General features: G+C 58.7%; 22 protein-coding genes and 1 tRNA gene. 16 read left to right on the forward strand and 7 right to left on the reverse strand.

Annotated elements, in window-relative coordinates; genetic code table 11:
• Positions 1-8: 8 nt before the first annotated feature.
• A complete protein-coding gene (locus ACLGGT_RS06050; RefSeq protein WP_008282624.1) occupies positions 9-830 on the reverse strand; it encodes an ABC transporter permease in 822 nt (273 codons plus the stop codon).
• A 134-nt stretch (positions 831-964) separates the two neighbouring features.
• On the opposite strand from ACLGGT_RS06050, the gene cysQ reads away from it, so the two are divergent.
• The 5 genes from cysQ to ACLGGT_RS06075 all read left to right on the forward strand — a co-directional run bounded on the left by cysQ (position 965) and on the right by ACLGGT_RS06075 (position 5,644).
• Positions 965-1,762: a 3'(2'),5'-bisphosphate nucleotidase CysQ gene (gene cysQ, locus ACLGGT_RS06055; protein WP_437195309.1), complete on the forward strand. Its 798-nt coding sequence runs from the start codon at positions 965-967 to the stop codon at positions 1,760-1,762.
• A 1-nt stretch (position 1,763) separates the two neighbouring features.
• A complete protein-coding gene (locus tag ACLGGT_RS06060) occupies positions 1,764-2,564 on the forward strand; it encodes a 3-deoxy-manno-octulosonate cytidylyltransferase (RefSeq protein ID WP_437195311.1) in 801 nt (266 codons plus the stop codon).
• A 113-nt stretch (positions 2,565-2,677) separates the two neighbouring features.
• Positions 2,678-3,571, forward strand: coding sequence for a UTP--glucose-1-phosphate uridylyltransferase (locus ACLGGT_RS06065; protein ID WP_008282627.1), 894 nt, complete (start codon positions 2,678-2,680; stop codon positions 3,569-3,571).
• A gap of 21 nt (positions 3,572-3,592) precedes the next feature.
• On the forward strand, positions 3,593-4,576 hold the full coding sequence (gene galE / locus ACLGGT_RS06070; RefSeq protein ID WP_008282628.1) for a UDP-glucose 4-epimerase GalE: 984 nt from the start codon (positions 3,593-3,595) through the stop codon (positions 4,574-4,576).
• 36 nt (positions 4,577-4,612) lie between these two features.
• On the forward strand, positions 4,613-5,644 hold the full coding sequence (locus tag ACLGGT_RS06075) for a glycosyltransferase family 2 protein (protein WP_437195313.1): 1,032 nt from the start codon (positions 4,613-4,615) through the stop codon (positions 5,642-5,644).
• Here the strand turns inward: ACLGGT_RS06075 and ACLGGT_RS06080 are convergent.
• Complete coding sequence (locus ACLGGT_RS06080; protein WP_375554573.1) at positions 5,641-6,234, reverse strand: HD domain-containing protein; 594 nt, start codon at positions 6,232-6,234, stop codon at positions 5,641-5,643. The genes ACLGGT_RS06075 and ACLGGT_RS06080 overlap by 4 nt on opposite strands.
• Positions 6,235-6,264: 30 nt before the next feature.
• Positions 6,265-7,122: an FkbM family methyltransferase gene (locus ACLGGT_RS06085; RefSeq protein WP_437195314.1), complete on the reverse strand. Its 858-nt coding sequence runs from the start codon at positions 7,120-7,122 to the stop codon at positions 6,265-6,267.
• Positions 7,123-7,356: 234 nt separating this feature from the next.
• Between ACLGGT_RS06085 and ahcY the strand changes: the two genes are divergently transcribed.
• The 3 genes from ahcY to ACLGGT_RS06100 all read left to right on the forward strand — a co-directional run bounded on the left by ahcY (position 7,357) and on the right by ACLGGT_RS06100 (position 9,778).
• A complete protein-coding gene (gene ahcY, locus ACLGGT_RS06090; protein WP_008282632.1) occupies positions 7,357-8,745 on the forward strand; it encodes an adenosylhomocysteinase in 1,389 nt (462 codons plus the stop codon).
• A gap of 30 nt (positions 8,746-8,775) precedes the next feature.
• Positions 8,776-9,267 (forward strand): DUF922 domain-containing protein, encoded by a 492-nt coding sequence (locus ACLGGT_RS06095; RefSeq protein WP_008282634.1) that lies wholly within the window; start codon positions 8,776-8,778, stop codon positions 9,265-9,267.
• Positions 9,268-9,436: 169 nt separating this feature from the next.
• Positions 9,437-9,778 carry a DUF2853 family protein gene (locus ACLGGT_RS06100; protein WP_219434918.1) on the forward strand — a complete coding sequence of 114 codons (342 nt, stop codon included), beginning with the start codon at positions 9,437-9,439 and terminating at the stop codon, positions 9,776-9,778.
• A 60-nt stretch (positions 9,779-9,838) separates the two neighbouring features.
• Here ACLGGT_RS06100 and ACLGGT_RS06105 read toward each other — a convergent pair whose 3' ends face one another.
• Positions 9,839-10,375, reverse strand: a complete 537-nt coding sequence (locus ACLGGT_RS06105; protein WP_008282636.1) for a MarR family winged helix-turn-helix transcriptional regulator — start codon at positions 10,373-10,375, stop codon at positions 9,839-9,841.
• 186 nt (positions 10,376-10,561) lie between these two features.
• On the opposite strand from ACLGGT_RS06105, the gene ectA reads away from it, so the two are divergent.
• From ectA to ACLGGT_RS06125, 4 genes are read left to right on the forward strand one after another with little or no spacing between them, the layout of a single operon-like run.
• Positions 10,562-11,080 (forward strand): diaminobutyrate acetyltransferase, encoded by a 519-nt coding sequence (ectA, locus tag ACLGGT_RS06110; RefSeq protein WP_008282637.1) that lies wholly within the window; start codon positions 10,562-10,564, stop codon positions 11,078-11,080.
• A gap of 49 nt (positions 11,081-11,129) precedes the next feature.
• Complete coding sequence (gene ectB / locus ACLGGT_RS06115) at positions 11,130-12,422, forward strand: diaminobutyrate--2-oxoglutarate transaminase (RefSeq protein ID WP_008282638.1); 1,293 nt, start codon at positions 11,130-11,132, stop codon at positions 12,420-12,422.
• Positions 12,423-12,427: 5 nt separating this feature from the next.
• Positions 12,428-12,820, forward strand: coding sequence for an ectoine synthase (locus tag ACLGGT_RS06120; protein WP_008282639.1), 393 nt, complete (start codon positions 12,428-12,430; stop codon positions 12,818-12,820).
• A gap of 35 nt (positions 12,821-12,855) precedes the next feature.
• Positions 12,856-14,292 carry an aspartate kinase gene (locus ACLGGT_RS06125; protein WP_008282640.1) on the forward strand — a complete coding sequence of 479 codons (1,437 nt, stop codon included), beginning with the start codon at positions 12,856-12,858 and terminating at the stop codon, positions 14,290-14,292.
• Positions 14,293-14,504: 212 nt separating this feature from the next.
• Here ACLGGT_RS06125 and ACLGGT_RS06130 read toward each other — a convergent pair whose 3' ends face one another.
• The gene (locus tag ACLGGT_RS06130) at positions 14,505-15,434 is read right to left on the reverse strand and encodes an ABC transporter ATP-binding protein (RefSeq protein WP_037298623.1); all 930 of its coding nucleotides are present in this window, start codon (positions 15,432-15,434) and stop codon (positions 14,505-14,507) included.
• A 74-nt stretch (positions 15,435-15,508) separates the two neighbouring features.
• Between ACLGGT_RS06130 and ACLGGT_RS06135 the strand changes: the two genes are divergently transcribed.
• Positions 15,509-15,688, forward strand: a complete 180-nt coding sequence (locus ACLGGT_RS06135) for a zinc-finger domain-containing protein (protein ID WP_037276823.1) — start codon at positions 15,509-15,511, stop codon at positions 15,686-15,688.
• A 79-nt stretch (positions 15,689-15,767) separates the two neighbouring features.
• Positions 15,768-18,572 (forward strand): DNA polymerase I, encoded by a 2,805-nt coding sequence (polA, locus tag ACLGGT_RS06140; RefSeq protein WP_437195319.1) that lies wholly within the window; start codon positions 15,768-15,770, stop codon positions 18,570-18,572.
• A 62-nt stretch (positions 18,573-18,634) separates the two neighbouring features.
• On the opposite strand, the gene ACLGGT_RS06145 is transcribed toward polA, so the two are convergent.
• Positions 18,635-18,720 (reverse strand) — tRNA-Leu (locus ACLGGT_RS06145).
• Between the two features lie 146 nt (positions 18,721-18,866).
• On the opposite strand from ACLGGT_RS06145, the gene ACLGGT_RS06150 reads away from it, so the two are divergent.
• The gene (locus tag ACLGGT_RS06150) at positions 18,867-19,850 is read left to right on the forward strand and encodes a complex I NDUFA9 subunit family protein (protein ID WP_437195321.1); all 984 of its coding nucleotides are present in this window, start codon (positions 18,867-18,869) and stop codon (positions 19,848-19,850) included.
• Between the two features lie 3 nt (positions 19,851-19,853).
• Here the strand turns inward: ACLGGT_RS06150 and ACLGGT_RS06155 are convergent, their stop codons facing one another.
• Positions 19,854-20,657, reverse strand: a complete 804-nt coding sequence (locus ACLGGT_RS06155) for an undecaprenyl-diphosphate phosphatase (RefSeq protein WP_437195323.1) — start codon at positions 20,655-20,657, stop codon at positions 19,854-19,856.
• 217 nt (positions 20,658-20,874) lie between these two features.
• On the opposite strand from ACLGGT_RS06155, the gene ACLGGT_RS06160 reads away from it, so the two are divergent.
• Positions 20,875-22,308 (forward strand): NAD(P)-dependent oxidoreductase, encoded by a 1,434-nt coding sequence (locus tag ACLGGT_RS06160; RefSeq protein WP_198133613.1) that lies wholly within the window; start codon positions 20,875-20,877, stop codon positions 22,306-22,308.
• The last annotated feature ends 61 nt before the right edge of the window (positions 22,309-22,369 follow it).

Genomic DNA, 22,369 nt, shown 5'->3' on the forward strand with positions numbered 1-22,369 from the left:
CGGGCGGTTTAGCGCCGCGCCTCCCAACTGCTTGACGCATATTGGCGAGTGTAGAATTCGGCCATGAGCCCGATCATCAAGAGCGCAAGCCCGACATATAGCGGATATTCGAGCGAGGTTCGGTGCGGAAAATAGTTGATGAACACAAAACCGCGCGTCTGGTCGATGATGTGAAACAGCGGGTTCCAGTCAAACATGTTCATCATGAAGGTGGGCAAGGTGTTGACCACGAACATCTTGCCCGAGGCAATCATATTGGCCCGCTGATAAATCATGGCAAAGATCGACACGAAGCCGGGTGCCCACGGCTTGATCGCCAAAAGAACGAGTCCCACGGCAATCCCTGTGAACCACGCCGCAAGGATCATCCCAAAGGCCTGAATGGGCTGGTGGATGCTGATCGGAACAAAGCCCACGTGATAGACAAAAAGAACCACAAAGAGCGACAGAACCTGAATATAGAGCGAGCTGAGCGCGGCAGAACAGATCGCGATGACCGTGTTCATCGGCGCATGCTGCATCATCGGCGAAGCCGGTCCTTCGGCCCCGATAACAGCGCTCATCGCCTTGATATGAGTGATGTAGACGAAAATGCCGGACATCATGAACAGCAGGAAATCGCCCCGCAGCGCATTGCCCTTGAGGCCCAGAACACTGAACATCAGGTAGAATGCCATCACCATGATGATCACGGTCATGATATTCTTGAGCAGCGCCATGATTGCATTGCCATCGCTCTTGCGCACATCCCGCACGGCGGCATGGTAGATCAGTTCGGCAATATTGATTGCCGAGTGCAGGCTCGATCTTGGGCGCGTGGTCTTGAACATGGCGCGGTGCCGATGGCCTCTTATTTTATGGTTCGGGTTTCTTGCTGTCCTTGCGAGAGCGTATCATAAGGGCGCAGATATAATCCATCGGTTAACGGCGCAAAGTGGCGTCTTGGCGGCAAAGGAGCGGCGATTTGGAGTATGACAAGCTGATTTCGGTGATCCGCGCATTGGCGCTCGATGCCGGGGCAAAGATCATGGAGATCTACGAGGCCGATGATTTCGCGGTCAAGGTAAAGTCCGACGCAAGCCCCGTAACCGAGGCGGACGAGGCAGCGGATGCGATCATCTCTGCCGGGCTGCGCGCCGCATTCCCCGAAATTGCGCTTGTCACCGAAGAACAGGCGACGTCGCATGGCGAGACCGCCCAAACCTTTTTGATCGTCGATCCGCTGGACGGAACCAAGGAATTCATCAACCGGCGCGGTGATTTCACGGTCAACATCGCCTATGTCGAAGCAGGCGTGCCAACCCGTGGTGTGGTTTATGCCCCGGCCAAAGGGCGCATGTTCTACACATTGGCTGATGGAACATCCGTCGAGGAAGAAGGCCCGTTTTCCATGGATGCGCCCGGCACTTTGCACCCCGTCCGGGTGGCGCAGCCAGACAACACCGCGCTGATGGTTGTGGCGAGCAAATCGCACCGGGATCAGGCCACCGATGACTATATCGGCAAATACGCGGTCAAAGACATGACAAGCGCGGGCTCCTCGCTCAAGTTCTGCCTTGTTGCGACCGGCGAGGCCGATCTTTATCCGCGTCTGGGGCGTACCATGGAATGGGATACCGCCGCTGGACATGCCGTGCTGGCCGGGGCCGGTGGCCAGGTGGTACAATTCGAAGATCATAAGCCACTCAGCTATGGCAAAGCGGGCTTTGCCAATCCGTTCTTTATCGCCCTTGCCCCCGGCGTGGTTCTGAAAGGAGCCTGAGATGAGCGTCGTTATCGTCATACCCGCACGCTATGCCTCAACCCGTTATCCCGGCAAACCGCTGGTGGCCCTGACCGGTGCCACGGGTGAAGCCAAAAGCCTGATCCAACGTTCTTGGGAAGCCGCCAGTCAAGTACAGGGGGTCGACCGGGTGGTTGTGGCCACCGATGACGACCGTATCCGTGCCGCCTCCGAGGCGTTCGGTGCCGAGGTGGTGATGACCTCGGAGAGCTGCGGCAATGGCACCGAGCGCTGCGCCGAGGCGTTAGATGTCTTGGGCGGTGGCTATGACATCATCGTCAACCTGCAAGGCGACGCGCCCCTCACACCGCATTGGTTTGTTGAGGACTTGATCGCCGGCCTGCGCGCCGATACCGGGGCAGAGGTGGCAACGCCGGTGCTGCGCTGTGATGGGCGCGCGCTCAACGGGTTTCTCGACGACCGCGCCAATGGCCGTGTCGGTGGCACAACGGCGGTATTTGGAGAGGGGGCGCGCGCCCTCTATTTCTCCAAGGAAGTGATCCCCTACACCCCTCGTCGCTATGAGGCGGAAGAGGCGACACCGGTTTTCCACCATGTCGGTGTTTACGCCTATCGCCCGCAAGCCTTGCGTGATTACGCCACGTGGCCGATGGGGCCGCTTGAGCAGCTAGAGGGGCTCGAGCAGTTGCGGTTTCTTGAACGTGGACGCGCCGTGCTCTGCGTCGAGGTCGCAGCACAGGGGCGGCAATTTTGGGAATTGAACAACCCCGAGGATGTCCCCCGAATAGAGGCGATGATGCGGGAAATGGGCATAGCCTGAAAACTACAGGCAAAACCCTGCCAATTCGCAACATTTCGCGAAATTTCCCCTTAACACGATGCAAATGGCAGCGCTGTTGTGTAAGGTGAAAAAAAGTATCTTAGGAGCAGTCCATGCGTAGCAAAGTTACCAAGGCAATCTTTCCGGTCGCCGGTCTGGGAACACGATTCCTGCCAGCCACGAAATCGGTGCCCAAGGAAATCATGACGCTGGTCGATCGCCCTTTGGTGCAATACGCCATAGACGAGGCGCGCGCCGCTGGGATCAAGGAATTCATCTTCATCACCTCGCGCGGCAAAGGTGCGCTTGAGGATTATTTCGACTACGCGCCGCAGCTTGAGGCCGAATTGCGCCGCAAGGGTAAGGACGACCTGCTCGAAATCCTCAAATCCACCAATATGGACAGTGGCGAAGTGGCCTATATGCGCCAGCACAAGCCGCTTGGTCTGGGCCATGCTGTCTGGTGCGCGCGGCGGCTGATCTCGAACGAGCCTTTTGCCGTGATCCTGCCCGATGACGTGATCGCGGCTGAAAAGCCGTGTCTTGCGCAGATGGTCGAGGCCTTTGAAGAAACGCAGGGCAATATCGTGGCGGCCATGGAGGTTCCGGATGCCATGACAAAATCCTACGGTATCCTTGATATCAAAGAGGATATGGGAAGCATCGTATCGACCAAGGGCATGGTGGAAAAACCTGCGGCGGGCACGGCCCCGTCAAATCTTGCGGTAATTGGGCGCTACATCCTGACCCCCACCGTATTGCAGAAGCTGAATCGCAAACAGGCCGGGGCCGGAGGAGAAATCCAACTGACCGATGCGATTGACGCCGCGCGTGAAGACGGTGAAGAAGTCTATGGCTTCCGCTTTCAGGGGCAGCGGTTTGATTGTGGCTCTAAAGCAGGGTTTTTGCAGGCAACCGTTGCCTTTGCTCTGGCGCGCGATGATCTGCGGGATGAGCTTTGGAATTACATCTCGGACGTGGTTCACTCTGAAAAAGCAGCTCAGTAAGACACCACGAAAGGGCCTGCGGTGACGCATATTCTGGTAACGGGCGGGGCGGGATATATCGGCAGCCACGCCTGCAAGACATTGGCAGCGGCAGGCTATACGCCGGTCACCTACGACAATCTGTGTACCGGCTGGCAGGACGCCGTGAAATTCGGCCCCTTCGAGCAAGGCGACCTGACCGACCGCGCGCGGCTCGATCAGGTGTTTGCCACCTATCGGCCCGCCGCCGTGATGCATTTTGCGGCCCTCAGCCAAGTGGGCGAGAGCATGCGCGATCCGGGCCTCTATTGGCACAACAACGTTGCCGGATCGCTTTGTTTGATTCAGGCCGCCGTGGCGGCAGGCTGTCTCGATTTCGTGTTCTCCTCGACCTGCGCCACCTATGGCGATCAGGACAACGTCTTGCTTGACGAAGGATGTGTGCAAGCGCCGATCAATGCCTATGGCGCCTCGAAACGCGCTATAGAGGATATGTTGTGCGATTTCGGGGCCGCATTTGGCCTGCGCCATGTGATTTTCCGGTATTTCAACGTCGCCGGTGCCGACCCCGAAGGTGAAATTGGCGAATTTCACCAACCCGAAACCCATCTCATCCCGCTGATGTTGGATGCGATTGCGGGCAAACGCGATGCGCTGACGATCTTTGGCACTGACTATGACACGCCTGACGGCACCTGTATCCGCGATTACGTGCATGTCAGTGATCTGGTTGACGCGCATGTTCTGGGCCTCAAATGGCTGGAGGCTGGCAAGGAAAGCCGCATTTTCAACCTTGGGACCGGCTCGGGGTTTTCGGTGCGCGAAGTGATTGACCAATCCGCCGCCGTCACCAATCGTGCCGTGCCGGTCGTGGAAGGGCAAAGGCGGCCCGGTGATTGCACGCGGCTTGTTTCAGGCTCGACTCGTGCCGCGGCAGAACTGGGCTGGACGCCAAAACGCTCGACCCTCGCGCAGATGATCGGGGACGCGTGGCGCTGGCATCAGACTGGACATTACGACAAATAGCACTGACCTTGCCGATTGGGGGATCACGGGGACCGCATGGGCAGAGGCGACAGTATCAGCGATCTGGCGATGGCCTATCGCCTGCGGTGGAAGCGAAGGCGCCTGCTCTGGCGCAGCTTTCGCAAAAGGCGGCAATTGCGCTGTGTTCGTGACGAAACCGCCCAGATCAGGCCCGGCGATATCCTGTGTTTCAGCACGGTGCGCAACGAGGCGCTGCGCCTGCCCTATTTCCTGGACCATCACCGACGGTTGGGGGTGCGGCATTTCCTTATTGTCGAAAATGCCAGTGACGATGGCACGCGCGACTATCTGGCCGCACAACCCGATGTCTCGCTCTGGAGCACGCAGCACAGCTACAAGCTGTCACGCTTTGGGGTAGATTGGCTGACATGGCTACAAATGAAATATGGCCATGGCCATTGGTGCCTGACCCTCGATGCCGATGAATGCCTGATCTATCCCTATCACGACACGCGCCCGCTTCCCGCGCTCTGTGAATGGCTGGATGGGCAAAAGCGCCGCTCATTCGGTGCGATGATGTTGGATATGTATCCCAAGGGTCGCCTGTCAGAATACCCTTATCAGGCTGGAATAGACCCGTTTCAGGCGCTGTGCTGGTTCGATGGCGGCAATTATGGGATGCGGCGCAAGGTAGATTTGCACAGCCTCTGGATTCAGGGGGGCCCGCGTGCCCGGATGTTTTTTGCCAGCGATCCACGCCGCGCGCCGACCATGGGCAAGGTGCCGTTGGTGAAATGGAACCGGCGCTATGCCTATGTGAGTTCCGCGCATTCGCTTTTGCCGCGACGCCTCAACCATGTCTATGACACAGCCGGGGGCGAGCTGACCTCGGGTATCCTGCTGCACAGCAAGTTTCTCAACACTGTGATCGAACGCTCTGTCGAAGAACAGGCGCGGCAAGAGCATTTTGCCAATAGCAGTCTCTATGACGGCTATTACGAAGCGTTGCAGAGCGATCCGGATCTGTGGAGTGAGGCATCCACACGCCTGACCGGATGGCGACAGCTAGAGGCCATGGGCCTCATGTCACGCGGCGGCTGGATTTAGGCCATCTCGGCCATGAGCACCTGATAGCGCGCAGTATAGTCCTGCCGCGTCTCGACAGGGGGGCGAAGGGTGATGCTAAGACCCTGCATGAGCGCCGGATCAGGCTTGCCAAAGAAACGGTCTGCTTCTGCCACTGAAAACCCTGCGATTTCCGTGGCCTCCATCCATGCGCTGATCTTATCTGCCTGCTTGATCTGTTTCTTGATCGCGGGTGGGATGGCCGCAGGAAGGCCAAAGCGAATGTGAATGGCCGCCGCAAGCCGTTTGTCGAGCTCATCATAGCCCGGCCCGACCGCATTCTTGACCGGCGAGATCATATCACCGATGACGTATTCCGGCGCGTCGTGCAACAGCGCGGCCAGCCGCCACTTGGCAGGTGAGGCGGGCGTCAGGCGGGAATAGAGCCTTTCCACGAGCAAGGAATGCTCTGCCACGGAATAAGCAAAATCACCCAATGTCTGTCCATTCCAGCGGGCGACAAAGCTGAGACCATGGGCAATATCCTCAATCTCGATATCAACGGGCGTGGGATCAAGCAGATCGAGCCGCCGACCCGAGAGCATCTTTTGCCAGGCGCGGGGTTTGGGCATTGGGCCTCCGAAAATGTTGGACGATCCTGCCTAGCGCGGCTTGGCCGATTTTGCAAAGCTCTGAATGATCTGCGCCAGCAAGGGCGATTCCATGTGCGCCGCAACAAAGTTATACCCTTTGAACGGGTCCCTCTTGAGCGCCCGTATCGTGGCAACATCGGGCATTGCAATCAGGCCATTTTCGCTGGAGTAGACACTAAGACCCGGCTGCGCCAGCAGATGCGCGCTGACCGTGCAGGCGGAATCGTTGCCATGATCCTCGTAGATCAAAACCGATCCTTCGGCGATGGCGCGGGCGGCACCCGAAATGGCCGCAATTTCTGCTCCTTCTACGTCCAGCTTGATCAGTGCGGCAGTGCCGGGCGGAACAAGATCGTCGATGGCAAGCGTTGTGACTGTTTCGGTTTGGTCCTGCGCGTTTGCTGGCAGGTCGCCCATCAGCCGGGCAGAGGCATGGCTGAGATGCGTGTTGACAAAGGTCAGCACCTGACCTGAGCTTGCATGGATCGCCGCGCGATGGAGCGTGACATTGGAAAGCGTGCCTGCATTACCACGCAACCGCTCGAATGTGCGCGCCGACGCCTCGACCGCGATCACACGCTCAAAAAGCGGTGCCGCGCGGGTGGTCCAATAGCCCATGTTTGCGCCAAGGTCGCAAAACAGCGGCGTGGCCCCAGAGGCGGCGCGCAACACCGAATCGACCTCGGGCTCGTAGGGCGCAAGATAAAGCGCGAAGCGGGTCCAATAGCCATCATTGAGCAGGATACGATAAGGGGCAGCACCGGCCTCATGCAGGATCACCGCGTTCTCGGGATCAAAAACCTTTCCAAGGCCACGTGCAAAGCGTCCATAGAGCCCGCGCGTCACGGCGCAACGGAACAGGCCCATCAACAGAGCATATTGTACCCGCGCGGCCGGGCTGGAGAAGGTGAGATGTCTCGGTGCAGTCATGGGGACAGAGGTAGGCAAAGCGTACGCGCGGCGCAAACCCTAAAACAATCAGCGCAGGCAGATCTGTGCCAGGGCCTATCCAGCAGGGCTGGCGGGCGAATCGCGCATTGCCCAAAGGGGGAGTGAGTGCTATCTGCCTAGCAAAATTCTCATGCAAGGAACCACCCCAACATGACAAAAGATTACATCGTAAAGGACATCAACCTCGCCGCATACGGGCGCAAGGAATTGGACATTGCGGAAACCGAGATGCCGGGGCTGATGGCCCTGCGCAAGGAATATGGCGAGGCCAAACCTCTCAAGGGCGCGCGGATCGTGGGCTCTTTGCATATGACAATCCAGACCGCTGTGCTGATCGAAACGCTGGTGGACTTGGGCGCAGATGTGCGTTGGGCCTCCTGCAACATCTTCTCGACGCAGGATCACGCAGCAGCGGCGATTGCCGCAGGCGGCACGCCGGTCTTTGCTATCAAGGGTCAATCCCTTGAAGAGCATTGGGATTACCTCGACAAATCCTTTATGTTCGCAGATGGCCCGAACATGATCCTCGACGACGGCGGCGATGCAACGCTTTACGTTCTGTTGGGCGCACGCGCAGAGGCTGGCGAAGACATCATCCCGGTTCCTGCTTCGGAAGAAGAAGAAGTGATCAAGGCGCAAATCGCCAAGCGGATGAAGGCGAGCCCCGGTTGGTTCACAAAGGTGCGCGACCAGATCAAAGGCGTGTCCGAGGAAACCACCACCGGCGTTCATCGTCTGTATGATCTGCACAAGAAAGGGCAACTGCCCTTTCCCGCGATCAATGTGAACGACTCTGTCACCAAGTCGAAATTCGACAACAAATATGGCTGCAAAGAAAGCCTTGTGGACGGTATCCGCCGCGCCACCGACACGATGATGGCAGGCAAAGTGGCTGTCGTCTGTGGGTATGGCGATGTGGGCAAAGGCTCTGCCGCGTCGTTGAGTGGGGCCGGAGCGCGGGTGAAAGTCACCGAAGTGGACCCGATTTGCGCGCTTCAGGCGGCGATGGACGGGTTCGAAGTGGTCGTGCTGGAAGACGTGATCGACACCGCCGACATTTTCATCACCACCACCGGCAACAAGGACGTGATCCGCATCGAGCATATGCGCGCGATGAAGGACATGGCGATCGTCGGCAATATTGGCCATTTCGACAATGAGATCCAAGTTGCTGCGCTCAAGAACCACAAGTGGACCAACATCAAGGATCAGGTCGATATGATCGAGATGCCCTCGGGCCATCGGATCATCCTGCTCTCCGAAGGGCGGCTCTTGAACCTTGGCAATGCCACGGGCCACCCGTCTTTTGTGATGTCTGCCTCGTTCACCAATCAGGTGTTGGCGCAGATCGAGCTTTGGACCAAGGGCGACGCATACGGCAACGAGGTTTATGTCCTGCCGAAACATCTTGACGAGAAAGTCGCGCGTTTGCATCTTGACCGCATTGGCGTGAAGCTAACGCAGCTTCGGCAGGATCAGGCGGATTATATCGGTGTTGGCACCGATGGCCCGTTCAAGCCAGAGCACTACCGGTATTGATCTAATCAGCCATTGGACAGGAGACCGATATTGAAGAAGAATTTTTTCGATATCGGTGTCTTGGCCCTTGGCCTTGCACTCGGGTTTGGCGGCCTATCGACAGCGCACGCCAAACCCAAAGTCACCGAAACCATCAAGACCTACGCGGTTTCTGCCACGTCAGTTGCAGGGTTGGTGCAGGAGATGAACGAAAAAGGTCCGAAAGGATTCTGGGCCTTTACAGATTGGTACGTACGCTGGACCGGCGATTGCAAGCTGAGCGTTACAGTCGATATCACGCTGCCAAAGCACAAAAACCCCGCTAAAATGCCCGCCGAAGTGCGGACGAAATTCGATGCCATGCTGGCCGCGCTTACAGAGCATGAACGCCAGCACGGGCGTCACGGCATTGCAGCCGCCCAAGAAATTGAGGCTGCCGGGTGCGCAGGCGGCGATGCGATCCTCAAGAAGTATAACGCCATCGACGTCAAATTTGACAAGACCACAGACCACGGACGCAAAAAAGGTGTGGTGCTGAGATAGGTTCGGCACCGCCAGAAGCGGTATTGGTCCGAAGACTCGCCCAAGGGGAGCGTTCTGGAAAATTTCCCTTTGTCCGGAAAAAATCCCCGGCTATCGTGCCCGGAGCGTCATTTGTGGGGCTTGGTGAAACGATGGGCCGGCCGTTTGCCGGAAAAATGGGAGAGAATTGATGGGAAAGCGTGACGACCTGATCGTGAAATACGCGGATGATCTGCGTAATAAATGCGGGATGGAACCGGATATGGACCTGCTGACGAAGGTAACCATTGGATGTGGTCCTGCAATTTACAACGCAGATGCCTCGACAATTGCGGGCAGCCAACCGGCAGAGCTTGAAACCGTCAAGACGAATTTTCTCGTCAAGAAACTGGGCCTCGCCGATAGCCCGGCGCTGATGGACGCGATCAATCAGGTGATCGAGACCTATGGCAAATCCGAGCGTAACAAGTATCGCGCTGTGGTCTATTACATGCTGACCAAGCATTTCGGCAAGGAAGCCGTCTATCGCTGAGGCGATGATCCCACCGAATGTCAGAGCGCCCGCCCCTTGGTGGGTGTTCTTTTTTATGGCTCAGGAATGTGTGCGAAAGTCGCTTGTATCGAGCACTGGAGCCGCATCTATATCCTCGGCATCGAGCAGGGTGGCAACCCGCTCGAGCGATGCCACAAGCTGTGCCTGTTCCCAATCCGCGAGCGCCTCGAACTTGCGCACATAGCGCTGTTGCAGCGCGTCAGGGGCACGACGAATGGTCTCGTGGCCCGCATCGGTGATGACGATGTTCGTCTGCCGACGATCGGTCTGGGATTTTTCCCGCGTCACCACGCCATGTTTCACCAATTTGTCCACCAAAGCGGTGATGGTCGCCTGAGACACCCGCATCTGTTGGGCGATATGGGTTGCGGTGCAATTGCCCCGCTCCGCCACAATTTGAAGAACGCGGAATTGAACCGCTGTCAGCCCGGCAGCGGAAGCGAGCTTGCGCCCATAAATCTCGGTTGCGCGCAGGATGCGACGCAGGGCGATCAAGCTTTGGTCTGTGCGGTCCATACGAGCCCCTTTGGTGATGGCTGTAATGGTCGCAAAGCTGTCGCTCAATTGCAATTTCATTCCTCCTGAGAAACTAATTTAGTTCGCTAATTAAATATATAGGGTATTTTATCCGAAAAAATAAGGTATTTTGGCAATAAATGGCGAATTTTATAAATTCACACGCGCATGGTTGATTTATAGGCCTGTTTAATATATTTAGTTCTACGAAGCAAATAGAGAGGTCACACAGCGATGCGACATGCGATGGAAATGTTTCGGAAGGCCCTACCAACCCTGCGTAAGCCCTCATCAGAGGACGGCGCGGCGATCTGGGAGCTGATTCAGGCGTGCAAGCCGCTCGATGAAAATTCGATGTATTGCAACCTGATCCAATGCGATCATTTCCGCGACACCTGCATCGTAGCTGAGATGGGTGGTGAAGTTGTCGGCTGGGTTTCGGGCTACCTCTTGCCTGACGATCCTGAAACGCTCTTTGTGTGGCAGGTTGCCGTATCGGAAAAGGCACGCGGCACGGGTCTGGGCACGCTGATGCTTCGCGGGCTTCTGTCGCGTGACGTCTGCAAGGATGTAACCCGCGTGCAAACCACGATCACGCGCGACAATGCTGGCAGCTGGGCCTTGTTCCGCAAGTTCAGCGATCTGAACGACGGCGCCCTGTCGAGCACGCCGTACTTCTCGAAATCGCTGCATTTCAACGATCTGCACGACACCGAATACATGGTCACAATTGCCATGAAAGAGCGGATGAAAAAGGCGGCCTGATCCTCAGGCCCCTGCCCGCCCATTCCCCAATCACATGAAGGAATACGTTATGACGACTGACAAGTCAGCCGATCTGGAAATTTTTGCCCGTCGCGAAAGCGAAGCGCGCAGCTATTGCCGCAGCTTTCCCACCGCTTTTGTCAAGGCGCAGGGGTCTGAGATGACCGATGCGTCGGGCAACACCTATATCGACTTTCTCGCCGGGTGCTCGTCGCTCAACTATGGGCACAACGACCCAGACATGAAGGCGGCGTTGATCGACCATATCACGGCTGATGGGGTCACCCATGGCCTTGATATGCACACGGATGCCAAGGCTGATTTCCTGCGCGCATTCGAGGATATCATCCTAAAGCCGCGCGGCATGGATTATAAGGTGATGATGACCGGCCCGACCGGCACGAACGCGGTCGAAGCGGCCATGAAGCTGGCGCGCAAAGTGACGGGTCGGCGCAACATCATCGCGTTTACCAACGGGTTTCATGGCATGACCATGGGCGCGCTGAGCTGCACCGGCAACGCGGGCAAGCGCGCGGGCGCGGGCGGTGGATCGCTCTGTGGCACCACACATATGCCCTATGAAGGGGCGTTCGGGCCGGATGTAGACAGCCTCAGGATCATCGAGGAAATGCTGGGCAATCCGTCCAGCGGCGTCGATGCCCCGGCAGCCTTTATTCTAGAGCCGGTACAGGGCGAGGGTGGGCTCAATGCCGCGTCCACCGCCTTTATGCAGGGCGTGGCCCGCTTGGCCAAGGAACACGGGGCGCTGCTGATTGTAGATGACATTCAGGCAGGCTGCGGGCGCACGGGCACCTTCTTTAGCTTTGAGGAGATGGGGATCGAACCTGATCTCATCCCGATGGCCAAGAGCTTTTCGGGGATGGGCCTGCCCTTTGCCGCGCTCTTGATCAAGCCCGAGCATGATATCTGGGGCCCGGCCGAGCATAACGGCACATTCCGGGGCAACACGCATGCCTTTGTCACCGCGCGTGTCGCGATCGAAAAATTCTGGAAGGACGATGCGTTCCAGAAATCCATCGCTACAAAATCCGAAATTCTGCGTGACGCGCTGATTCGGATCGCGGACGGCATCCCCGGTGCCCGTCTCAAAGGACGCGGCATGATGCAGGGGGTCGATGTGGGTGACGGCACACTCGCAGCGGCGATCTGTGCCCGAGCCTTTGAAAAAGGGCTTATCATCGAGACATCGGGTGCCCATGATGAGGTGGTCAAGGTGCTTGCCGCCCTGACAACGCCCGAAGCGACCCTGAAATCGGGGCTGAGCATCCTCGAAGAAGCAGCGCGCGACGTGACACAGACACATAAACTTGCAGCGGAGTAACGGAAATGATTGTGAGAGACTTTAACAAAATCATCGAGCAAGAGCGCGAGCGCGTGGTCTCTGATGCGCAATGGTCGAGCGTGCGGATGCTGCTGGCAGATGACGGGATGGGATTTTCATTTCACATCACGTTCCTGGAGCCGGGTTCGGAACATACGTTCGAATACAAGAACCACTTTGAGAGCGTCTATTGCATGCAGGGCAAAGGCTCGATCACGGACATCGCCACCGGCGAGACGCATGAGATCAAGCCGGGCGTGATGTATGCGCTCGACAAGCATGATCGCCACATCCTGCGCGCAGACGAAGAGCTTGTCATGGCCTGCTGCTTTAACCCGCCGGTGACGGGCAAAGAGGTGCATCAGGCCGATGGCTCTTACGCGCTGGAAAGCGCCTGACAAAAGGGTCCGGGTTTAAACCCGGATAGAGGGATATGACATTTCCAGACCATACCGTCGAAAAAATTGGCGGCACATCCATGAGCCGCGTGAACGAGTTGCTTGGCACGCTCTTTATCGGAGAGCGGACAGGTGCCGCGCTTTACCATCGCATCTTTGTGGTCTCGGCCTTTGGCGGGATCACCAACAAGCTGTTGGAGCACAAGAAATCCGGCACGCCAGGTGTCTATGCGCGATTTGCCAACGGGGATGATGATCACGGTTGGCTTGATGCGCTGACCGAGGTGGGCCGCGCGATGCGCGAGGCACATGGGGATATTCTGGAACATCCGGGTGATCGCAGCATGGCGGACGAGTTCGTGCGCGAGCGGATCGAGGGGGCGCGGTCGTGCCTCTTTGATCTGCAGCGGCTATGTTCCTATGGCCATTTCCGCCTGAGCGACCACATGCTGGTCATCCGTGAACTGCTCTCGGGTCTGGGGGAATCGCATTCTGCCTTTGTCACCACGCTTTTGTTGCAGCGGGCCGGCGTCAACGCGCGATTCATCGACCTGAGCGGTTGGCGCGACGAGACAGAGCATGACCTGTCAGAACGGATCGCCGCAGGCTTGCGTGACGTGGATCTATCCAGCGAAATGCCGATTGTCACGGGCTATGCGCAATGCACCGAAGGGCTGATGCGCGAGTTTGACCGGGGCTATTCCGAGGTCACATTCGCCACTATTGCCGCATGGACAGGGGCGAAAGAGGCGATCATCCACAAGGAATTTCACCTCTCGTCCGCGGATCCAAACCTTGTGGGGGCGGACGCTGTGCGCAAGCTGGGCCACACCAATTACGACGTGGCCGATCAGCTCTCGAACTTGGGGATGGAGGCGATTCACCCCAAGGCGGCCAAGACCCTGCGACAGGCCGATGTGGCGCTGCGGGTAACGAATGCCTTTGATCCGGGCGATCCGGGGACGCTGATCGACGATCAGCCGACCGATACGCCAAGCGTCGAGATCGTGACCGGCCTCAAGGTCGTGGCATTGGAATTGTTCGAACAGGATATGGTCGGCGTTAAAGGCTATGACGCGGCCATTCTGGAGGCGCTTAAGCGGCACAATGTCTGGATCGTATCCAAGACATCGAACGCCAATACGATCACGCACTATGTGCAGGCGTCGCTCAAGGTTGTCAGGCGCGTGGCGCGTGATCTGGAAGAGATTTACCCCTCGGCCAAGGTCTCTGCGCGCACCTTGTCTCTGGTGTCGCCCATCGGGCGTGATCTGAGTGGGCTCAGGGTGCTCAGCCGCGGTCTGGCAGCGCTAGAAGATGCCGGGATCGAGGTGATCGCAGCGCATCAGACACCGCGCAGCGTGGATGTTCAATTCGTCCTCGGGGCCAAGGAGATGGAGGCGGGAATCGCCGCCTTGCATCGCGCTCTGATCGAAAGCGAGGTGACCCACCTCCCTAGAAAGGCCGCCTGAGCGCGGCCATCCCCAGAGTGCGCTGAGCACAATTTGAAACGAATGCGCGGCAGTCTCTGATTGGAGCTGCCGCGCGTTTGGCGTAAGGTGGTTTTATTCGGGCCAGTATGGCCGAGACCTGATCAAGTTACACGTGTGGTGCGTAGGGAGCACGTGGGGAACGGAGGGTGTCGGCATCTGCTGGCATCCTCCGTTTGGGTCTTGTGCAGGCGTCACCGGCTCCGGGTCAGCTCCAGGAACACATCCTGCAAATCCGCCTGTTCTGTTTTCACATCGCGAATGGTGATTCCGGCGGCATGAACGGCAGCAAGCACCTCTTCGGCAGAGGTGGCACCGGATTTATAGGTGATGACCAGCGCCCCATCGCCACGCTTGGTCACGCTCAGCCCCTCCGCCTGCGGCAGGGTTGCGGCGGGCTTGTCGGGCTGAATGATCATCGTCTTGTGGTCAAGACGCCCCAAGAGATTGGCGGTGCTGTCGCGCGCCACCACTTCACCCAGATTGATAATGGCGATTTCGTCGCACATTTCCTCGGCCTCTTCGAGGTAGTGGGTGGTGAGAATGATGGTCATGCCCTGCTCGTTCAGCCGCCGCACATTCTCCCACAGCATCTGGCGCAGCTCGATATCCACGCCTGCGGTCGGCTCATCCAGAACAAGGATATGCGGATGATGCACCAAGGCCTTGCCCAGAAGCAGACGCCGCCGCATGCCCCCTGATAGGGTGCGCGCATAGGCCTCGGCCTTGTCCTCTAGCCCTATGAGGCGCAATATCTCGTCGCTGCGCCGTTCGCGCCGGGGCACGCCGTAGAGCCCCGCCTGCACCTCAAGCGCGCCGCGCGGGGTAAAGAACGGGTCAAGATTCAATTCCTGCGGCATCACCCCGATTGAGGCGCGGCTCTGACGCGGGTTGCGATCCTGATCGAAGCCCCAGATCGTAACCTGCCCCGCAGTCTTGACCACCAAGCCCGCCAGAATATTGATCAGTGTCGATTTACCCGCCCCGTTCGGCCCCAACAGGCCAAAAACAGACCCTTGCGGTACGTCGAGGTTGATCCCTTTGAGCGCCTGTTTGGCCGGGCTGTTGCGCCCCGCGCCATAAGTCTTGGTCAATCCGCGGATTTCAATGGCATTGGACGCCATGCTGCTCTTGCCCCTCGGCTTGTGTTCACTCATATTCGCACCTAGTGGAAAGCACGGCAAAAGGAAACGCCCCGATGGTAACGCAGGCACCGGAAACCCGCATTGTGGACAGCTATCGCGTCGCCTGCGACGGGGGCGAGGGTGCTTTGGGCCATCCCCGCGTCTGGCTGCAAATCCCGCATGAAACAGGGTTTGTCGAATGCCCCTATTGCGATGCCAAACTGGTTCACAAGGATTTTGAGGGCAAGGTCTGAGCCATCGGCCGGGTGCCCTGTTCGGGCCCGGGAATTTGAGTATTTTCGCCAAGAAGACGCCTGATCGGGAGGGCAACCCATGTCATTCGGAAAAGGCTGTCACTTGCATCTGATCGACGGATCGTCGTTCATTTTCCGCGCCTATCACGCGCTGCCGCCGCTGACACGCAAATCCGACGGGCTGCCCATCGGGGCTGTGTCGGGGTTTTGCAACATGCTGCAACGCTATGTTGAGGGCAACAACGGCCACGACGCGCCCACGCATGTCGCCGTCATCTTTGACAAGGGCAGCCATACGTTTCGCAACGATCTTTATCCCGAATACAAGGCCAACCGCGAAGCGATGCCAGAGGACCTGCGCCCGCAGATCCCGCTGACGCGCGAGGCCACGCGCGCCTTCAACATCGCCTGCGAAGAGAAAGAGGGCTACGAGGCCGATGACATCATCGCCACGCTCGCCTGTCAGGCGCGCGATCTGGGCGGACGGGTGACGATCATCAGCTCCGACAAGGACCTGATGCAGCTTGTCGGCGATGGGGTCGAAATGCTGGATGCGATGAAAAACCGCCTGATTGATGTGGAGGGCGTGCGCGAGAAATTCGGCGTCAGCCCGGACCGGGTGGTCGATGTGCAGGCGCTGGCCGGCGATAGTGTCGATAACGTGCCCGGTGCGCCGGGGATCGGGATCAAGACGGCGGCGCTTTTGATCAACGAATTCGGCTCACTCGAGGCGCTTTTGGACCGCGCCGAAGAGATCAAGCAGCCCAAGCGCCGCGATACGTTGATCGAAAAGCGCGCACAGATCGAGATGTCGAAGCGGCTGGTGCAACTGGATTGCAACACGCCGCTCGACTTTACGCTCGACGATCTGGAAGTGCGGGATCCTGATCCCGAGATGTTGTTGGGGTTTCTGGCGCAAATGGAGTTTCGCACCCTCTCGAAGCGCATCGCCGAGGCCTTGGGCGCAGTGGCGCCGACCATTCCGGAACCTGCCGCGCAAAGCGCTGCCACGGCACCCGATCAAACCCCCGATTGGCCAGCGATAGAGCCTGAGACCTATGTCCATGTCTCGGACCGCGCGACGCTGGACGCCTGGATCGCCACCATCCACGCCCAAGGCTATGTCGCCTTTGATACCGAGACCACCTCGCTCAACGAAATGCAGGCCGATCTGGTGGGGATTTCGCTGGCTACGGCACCGGGCCGCGCCTGTTACATCCCGGTGGCGCACAAAGACGGGGCGGCGGATGATCTCTTTGGGTCGGACGCGCGGGCCGAGGGGCAATTGCAACTGGACGAGGTATTGAACGCCCTCAAACCCGTGCTTGAGGATGACGCCATCCTCAAGATCGGTCAGAATATGAAGTACGACGCCAAGATTCTGGCCGCCCATGGCATAACCGTGGCCCCCATCGACGATACGATGCTGATGTCCTATGCGCTGCATGCCGGGCTGCACGGGCATGGGATGGACACGCTGTCAGAGCGCTATCTGAACCATAGCCCGATCCCGATCAGATCCCTGCTGGGTAGTGGCAAAGCCGCTGTCACCTTTGACCGCGTGCCAGTGGCCGAGGCGGTGAAATATGCCGCAGAGGATGCCGACATCACGCTGCGCCTCTGGCTCACGCTCAAGCCGCAGCTGCACCGTGCCCAGGTCACCACGGTCTACGAGACGCTGGAGCGCCCGTTGGTGCCCTTGCTGGCGCGCATGGAGCGGGATGGCGTGCTGGTCGACCGTGACACGCTGCGTGCCATGTCGGGCAAGTTCGCCCAGAAGATGGCCGGCTTGGAATCAGAAATTCACGCGCTTGCCGGGCGCAGTTTCAATGTCGGTTCGCCCAAGCAATTGGGAGAGATCCTGTTTGACGAATTGGGCCTGCCGGGCGGCGAAAAGGGCAAAACCGGTGCCTATGCCACCGGGGCCGACGTGCTCGAGGATCTGGCGACAGAGCATGATCTGCCTGCGCGCGTTCTGGATTGGCGGCAATTGAGCAAGCTCAAATCCACCTATACTGACGCGCTTCAGGATCACATCGATCCGGATACGGGGCGGGTCCACACCTCCTATCTGCAAACCGGGGCCAGCACAGGGCGGTTTTCCTCGTCTGACCCCAATCTGCAAAACATTCCCGTGCGCAGCGAAGAAGGGCGACGCATCCGAGAGGCCTTTGTTGCGGCCCCCGGCAATCGTCTGGTCAGTCTCGATTACAGCCAGATCGAGTTGCGCATTTTGGCGCATGTGGCCGGGATAGAGACGCTCAAGCAGGCGTTTCGCGATGGCCATGACATTCACGCCATGACCGCGTCAGAGATGTTCAACGTGCCGCTGGCCGAGATGACGCCCGAGATCAGGCGTCAGGCCAAGGCGATCAATTTCGGGGTGATCTATGGCATCTCGGGCTTTGGTCTTGCACGCAATCTGCGCATTCCAAGAGGCGAGGCGCAGGGATTCATCGACCGCTATTTCGAGCGGTTTCCGGGCATCAAGGATTACATGGACGCCACCACCGCCTTTGCCAAGGAACATGGCTATGTCCAGACCCTGTTCGGGCGCAAGATCCACACGCCCGAGATTGCCGCCAAAGGCCCGCGCGCCGGATTCGCCCGGCGTGCAGCGATCAACGCGCCAATTCAAGGCACGGCGGCGGACATCATCCGCCGCGCCATGATCCGTATGCCCGAGGCGATCGCGGGGCTGCCCTGCAAGATGCTGTTGCAGGTCCATGACGAATTGATCTTTGAAGTGGCCGAGGACAGCGTAGACCGCTTGATCGACGTTGCGCGCGCTGTGATGCAGGGGGCCGCAGACCCGGCAGTGCGTCTAGACGTGCCCCTGGTGGTGGATGCGGGCCAAGGCCGCAATTGGGCCGAAGCGCATTAAACGCCCGCTCTAACTCCCGGAATTGAGTGGTTTAGCGACAAAAACACCCCGCAAAGGGAAAGTGGTGCCCAGGAGAGGACTCGAACCTCCACGGCCTTGCGGCCACTGGCACCTGAAGCCAGCGCGTCTACCATTCCGCCACCTGGGCAGGTGTCGTGAGGCAGGCGTTTATCGCTCGCCCCGGATGGTGTCAACGGCGATTTTGTCGCTTGGCTGCAATTGCCTTATCGTCTTGTCCAAATCGCGCAGGGGCGATAGGAAAGTGAGGATACGCGCATAGCCTCGGAGGCCCGAATGTCAAAGCTTGTCACCATTTACGGCGGATCAGGGTTCGTGGGCCGCTATATTGCGCGGCGCATGGCGCAGGCCGGTTGGCGGGTACGGGTGGCGGTGCGGCGCCCCAATGAGGCGATGCATGTCAAACCCTATGGCGTTGTCGGTCAGGTCGAGCCGGTATTTTGCAATATCCGCGATGATGCATCTGTGCGCGCGGTGATGCAGGGCGCTGATGCGGTGGTGAACTGCGTTGGCACCTTTGACCGCAAGGGCAAAAACAGCTTTGACGCTTTGCAGGACAAGGGGGCCACACGGATCGCGCGGATCGCCGCAGAGGAAGGCGTGGCGCATCTGGTGCATTTGTCGGCAATTGGGGCCGATGCCACCTCGGACAGCCACTATGCTCGTTCCAAGGCAGCGGGCGAGGCGGGTATCCTACAGCATTTCCCGAACGCCGTGATCCTGCGCCCCTCGGTCATCTTTGGTCCCGAAGATCAGTTTTTCAACCGCTTTGCCGGGATGACGCGGCTTGGTCCGGTACTGCCTGTGGTCGGTGCCGACACGCGATTCCAGCCGGTCTATGTAGATGACGTGGCGCAGGCCGCGGTGATGGGGGCCATGGGCCGGGCAGTGCCGGGCATTTACGAGCTTGGCGGGCCAGAGGCGATCAGCTTTCGTGGTCTGATGCAGCAGATGCTGCAGGTGATCCGGCGGCGGCGTCTGATCGCCAATATTCCCTTTGGAGTGGCCGCGCTTATGGCTGGGGCGATGGAGCTTGTTCAGACGGTCACGCTTGGCCTTGTGCCGCCGCAGATCACCCGGGATCAGGTGCGCAGCCTGCGGCGGGATAATGTTGTCGGAGACGGGGCCAAGGGCTTTGACGCGCTTGGCATCACCCCTGTTGCGGTAGGCGCGGTACTGCCGGATTATCTCTGGCGGTTCCGTCCGGCTGGGCAATATGCGGCGATCAAGGAATCGGCCAAGAACCTGCGCGCGCGCTGACCGTCAGCTATAGGCGATGGCCAACAAGGCCACGCCCAGCACCATGCGATAGATCACATAGGGCGTAAAGCTGACGCTGCGCAGCAGGCGCATCATAAGGCTGAGCGCCAAGAGGGCCGCGACAAAGGCCAAGGCGGCGGCAATCGCCCCGTCACGGATCAGACCCATATCCGCCGTCATCGCGGCCTCTGCACCCAGCAAGACGCCGCTGGCGATGATCGTGGGCACAGACATCAGCATCGAAAGGCGCGCGGCATCCTCACGCGCAAAACCCATGACGCGCGCACCCGTGATGGTGATACCAGAGCGCGAGGTGCCGGGAATAAGGGCAATGACCTGCCACATCCCCAAGAGGATGGCATCGCGCAGGGTCCAACCTTCGCTGGTTCTGACGGTTTTGCCAGTTTGATCCGCCCAATAGAGCAGGACGCCAAAGATGAGCGTGGCCCAGCCGATGACAGTAATCGAGCGCAGCGCGTCATTTAGCCCGGTGATCTTGAGCAGCAGGCCCGCGACCATCACCGGAACCGCCGAGACGATCAACAGCAACGCAAGCCGTGCGCCGGGCGTGTCGGCACGCCCCATGAACAGGCGAGGCAGGCCAAAGATGGCCCCCCGCAGGTCAGACCAGAAGTAGAGAATGACCGCAAAGAGCGTGCCCACATGCACCGCCACATCAATGATCTGTCCCTGATCGGGAATATGCAGGAGATTCGGCAAAAGGATCAGATGGCCAGACGAGGAAATCGGCAAAAACTCGGTTATCCCCTGCACGATGGCGACAAGGAAAATGTGAAAGAGCGCCATGGTGCCTGTCCCGATCCGATTTTTGAAATCGTATAAAGCATTGTCTTAAAAAGGCAAAGTTGATTGTAGGTCCGAATCGGAATTAATTTGTGAAAAAATCAATAAGGATGTACGCGCAGCGACTATAATTAATTCATAATAGGTCATAGTTTATGACTTTTAATCCAAAGAGGAGTGCTGTAAACCTTCGCAACCAGTTGACTCGGGAGGAAAAGCCGTGGCCAAGCAACCCATGCTGAAATTTGTGAGCGTTGAGCGGGATATGCCCGAGAAACGTGGCGCAGATGATCGGCGGCAAGATTTCCATGAAATCTATGCCGAATTCGCCGATGCCAAAGCCAAGGAGCAGGCCGGACGGTGTAGCCAGTGTGGCGTGCCCTATTGCCAAAGCCATTGTCCGCTGCACAACAATATTCCGGACTGGTTGCGCCTGACAGCCGAAGGTCGGCTGAAAGAGGCTTATGAAATCAGCCAGTTGACCAACACCTTCCCCGAGATTTGCGGGCGCATCTGCCCGCAGGACCGGCTGTGCGAGGGCAATTGCGTGATCGAGCAATCGGGGCATGGCACGGTCACGATTGGGGCGGTTGAAAAATACATAACCGATACCGCCTGGGAAGAGGGCTGGGTTGAGGTGATCAAGCCAAGTGTGGAGCGCGTTGAATCTGTCGGCATTATTGGTGCTGGCCCCGGTGGGCTTGCGGCGGCGGATGTGCTGCGGCGGGCGGGGGTGCAGGTTACGGTCTATGACCGCTATGATCGCGGCGGCGGGTTGCTGACCTATGGGATTCCCGGTTTCAAGTTGGAAAAGGACGTGGTCATGCGCCGCGTCGAACAACTGGAGCAGGGTGGCGTTAAATTCGTGCTCAATTGTGATGTGGGAACAGACATCAGTTTCGATGAAATCCGCAGCAAACACAATGCGTTGATGATTGCCACCGGAGTTTACAAGAGCCGCGATTTGGACGGCCCGGGGGCCGGTGCAGACGGGATCGTGCGAGCGATTGACTATCTGACCGCCAGCAATCGTGTGTGCTTTGGCGACAGCGTGCCAGAGTATGAAAGCGGCGAGTTGAACGCAGAAGGCAAGCGCATTGTTGTGGTAGGCGGCGGCGATACCGCGATGGATTGCGTGCGCACGGCCATTCGGCAAGGGGCCAAATCGGTTACATGCCTATACCGTCGCGACCGCGAGAATATGCCCGGCAGCCAGCGTGAGGTGGCCAATGCCGAAGAGGAAGGTGTTAAGTTTGAATGGCTGAGCGCCCCTGTTGGCTTTGTTGGCGACCCGGTAACAGCGGTGAAGGTACAGAAGATGCGCCTTGGTGCGCCCGATGCCACAGGGCGGCAGAGCCCAGAGCCGATTGAGGGCGCGATCGAGGATGCGCCCGCCGATCTGGTGATCAAGGCGCTCGGGTTCGAGCCCGAAGACCTGCCAAGCCTTTGGGGGCAAAAGGAATTGGAAGTCACCCGTTGGGGGACGATCAAGGCCGAGTTCACCACTGGGCAAACCGCGATGGACGGGGTTTTTGCCGTGGGCGATATTGTGCGCGGCGCATCCCTTGTGGTTTGGGCGATCCGCGACGGGCGCGACTCGGCGGCGGCAATCCTGAACTATCTGGACCAAGCGCAAGCCGTTGCTGCGGAGTAGCGGTAACCCGTCGGTATTCCAACGATGATCCGACAGCCACGCGACGAGACAACGTGACAGA

Origin of the sequence: Roseovarius sp. MS2 (assembly GCF_051447875.1) — a bacterium.
Classification (GTDB): domain Bacteria; phylum Pseudomonadota; class Alphaproteobacteria; order Rhodobacterales; family Rhodobacteraceae; genus Roseovarius; species Roseovarius mucosus_A.

Excerpts from the sequence above, each read along its gene's own strand:
- ACLGGT_RS06060 (WP_437195311.1), top strand. The coding sequence starts at position 1,764 with ATGAGCGTCGTTATCGTCATACCCGCACGCTATGCCTCAACCCGTTAT.
- ACLGGT_RS06100 (WP_219434918.1), top strand. The coding sequence starts at position 9,437 with ATGGGAAAGCGTGACGACCTGATCGTGAAATACGCGGATGATCTGCGT.
- ACLGGT_RS06155 (WP_437195323.1), bottom strand. The coding sequence starts at position 20,657 with ATGGCGCTCTTTCACATTTTCCTTGTCGCCATCGTGCAGGGGATAACC.
- ACLGGT_RS06075 (WP_437195313.1), top strand. The coding sequence starts at position 4,613 with ATGGGCAGAGGCGACAGTATCAGCGATCTGGCGATGGCCTATCGCCTG.
- ahcY (WP_008282632.1), top strand. The coding sequence starts at position 7,357 with ATGACAAAAGATTACATCGTAAAGGACATCAACCTCGCCGCATACGGG.
- ACLGGT_RS06065 (WP_008282627.1), top strand. The coding sequence starts at position 2,678 with ATGCGTAGCAAAGTTACCAAGGCAATCTTTCCGGTCGCCGGTCTGGGA.
- ACLGGT_RS06150 (WP_437195321.1), top strand. The coding sequence starts at position 18,867 with ATGTCAAAGCTTGTCACCATTTACGGCGGATCAGGGTTCGTGGGCCGC.
- ectA (WP_008282637.1), top strand. The coding sequence starts at position 10,562 with ATGGAAATGTTTCGGAAGGCCCTACCAACCCTGCGTAAGCCCTCATCA.
- ACLGGT_RS06125 (WP_008282640.1), top strand. The coding sequence starts at position 12,856 with ATGACATTTCCAGACCATACCGTCGAAAAAATTGGCGGCACATCCATG.
- polA (WP_437195319.1), top strand. The coding sequence starts at position 15,768 with ATGTCATTCGGAAAAGGCTGTCACTTGCATCTGATCGACGGATCGTCG.
- ectB (WP_008282638.1), top strand. The coding sequence starts at position 11,130 with ATGACGACTGACAAGTCAGCCGATCTGGAAATTTTTGCCCGTCGCGAA.
- ACLGGT_RS06080 (WP_375554573.1), bottom strand. The coding sequence starts at position 6,234 with ATGCCCAAACCCCGCGCCTGGCAAAAGATGCTCTCGGGTCGGCGGCTC.
- ACLGGT_RS06130 (WP_037298623.1), bottom strand. The coding sequence starts at position 15,434 with ATGGCGTCCAATGCCATTGAAATCCGCGGATTGACCAAGACTTATGGC.
- ACLGGT_RS06050 (WP_008282624.1), bottom strand. The coding sequence starts at position 830 with ATGTTCAAGACCACGCGCCCAAGATCGAGCCTGCACTCGGCAATCAAT.
- ACLGGT_RS06085 (WP_437195314.1), bottom strand. The coding sequence starts at position 7,122 with ATGGGCCTGTTCCGTTGCGCCGTGACGCGCGGGCTCTATGGACGCTTT.
- ACLGGT_RS06135 (WP_037276823.1), top strand. The coding sequence starts at position 15,509 with ATGGTAACGCAGGCACCGGAAACCCGCATTGTGGACAGCTATCGCGTC.
- ACLGGT_RS06120 (WP_008282639.1), top strand. The coding sequence starts at position 12,428 with ATGATTGTGAGAGACTTTAACAAAATCATCGAGCAAGAGCGCGAGCGC.
- ACLGGT_RS06105 (WP_008282636.1), bottom strand. The coding sequence starts at position 10,375 with ATGAAATTGCAATTGAGCGACAGCTTTGCGACCATTACAGCCATCACC.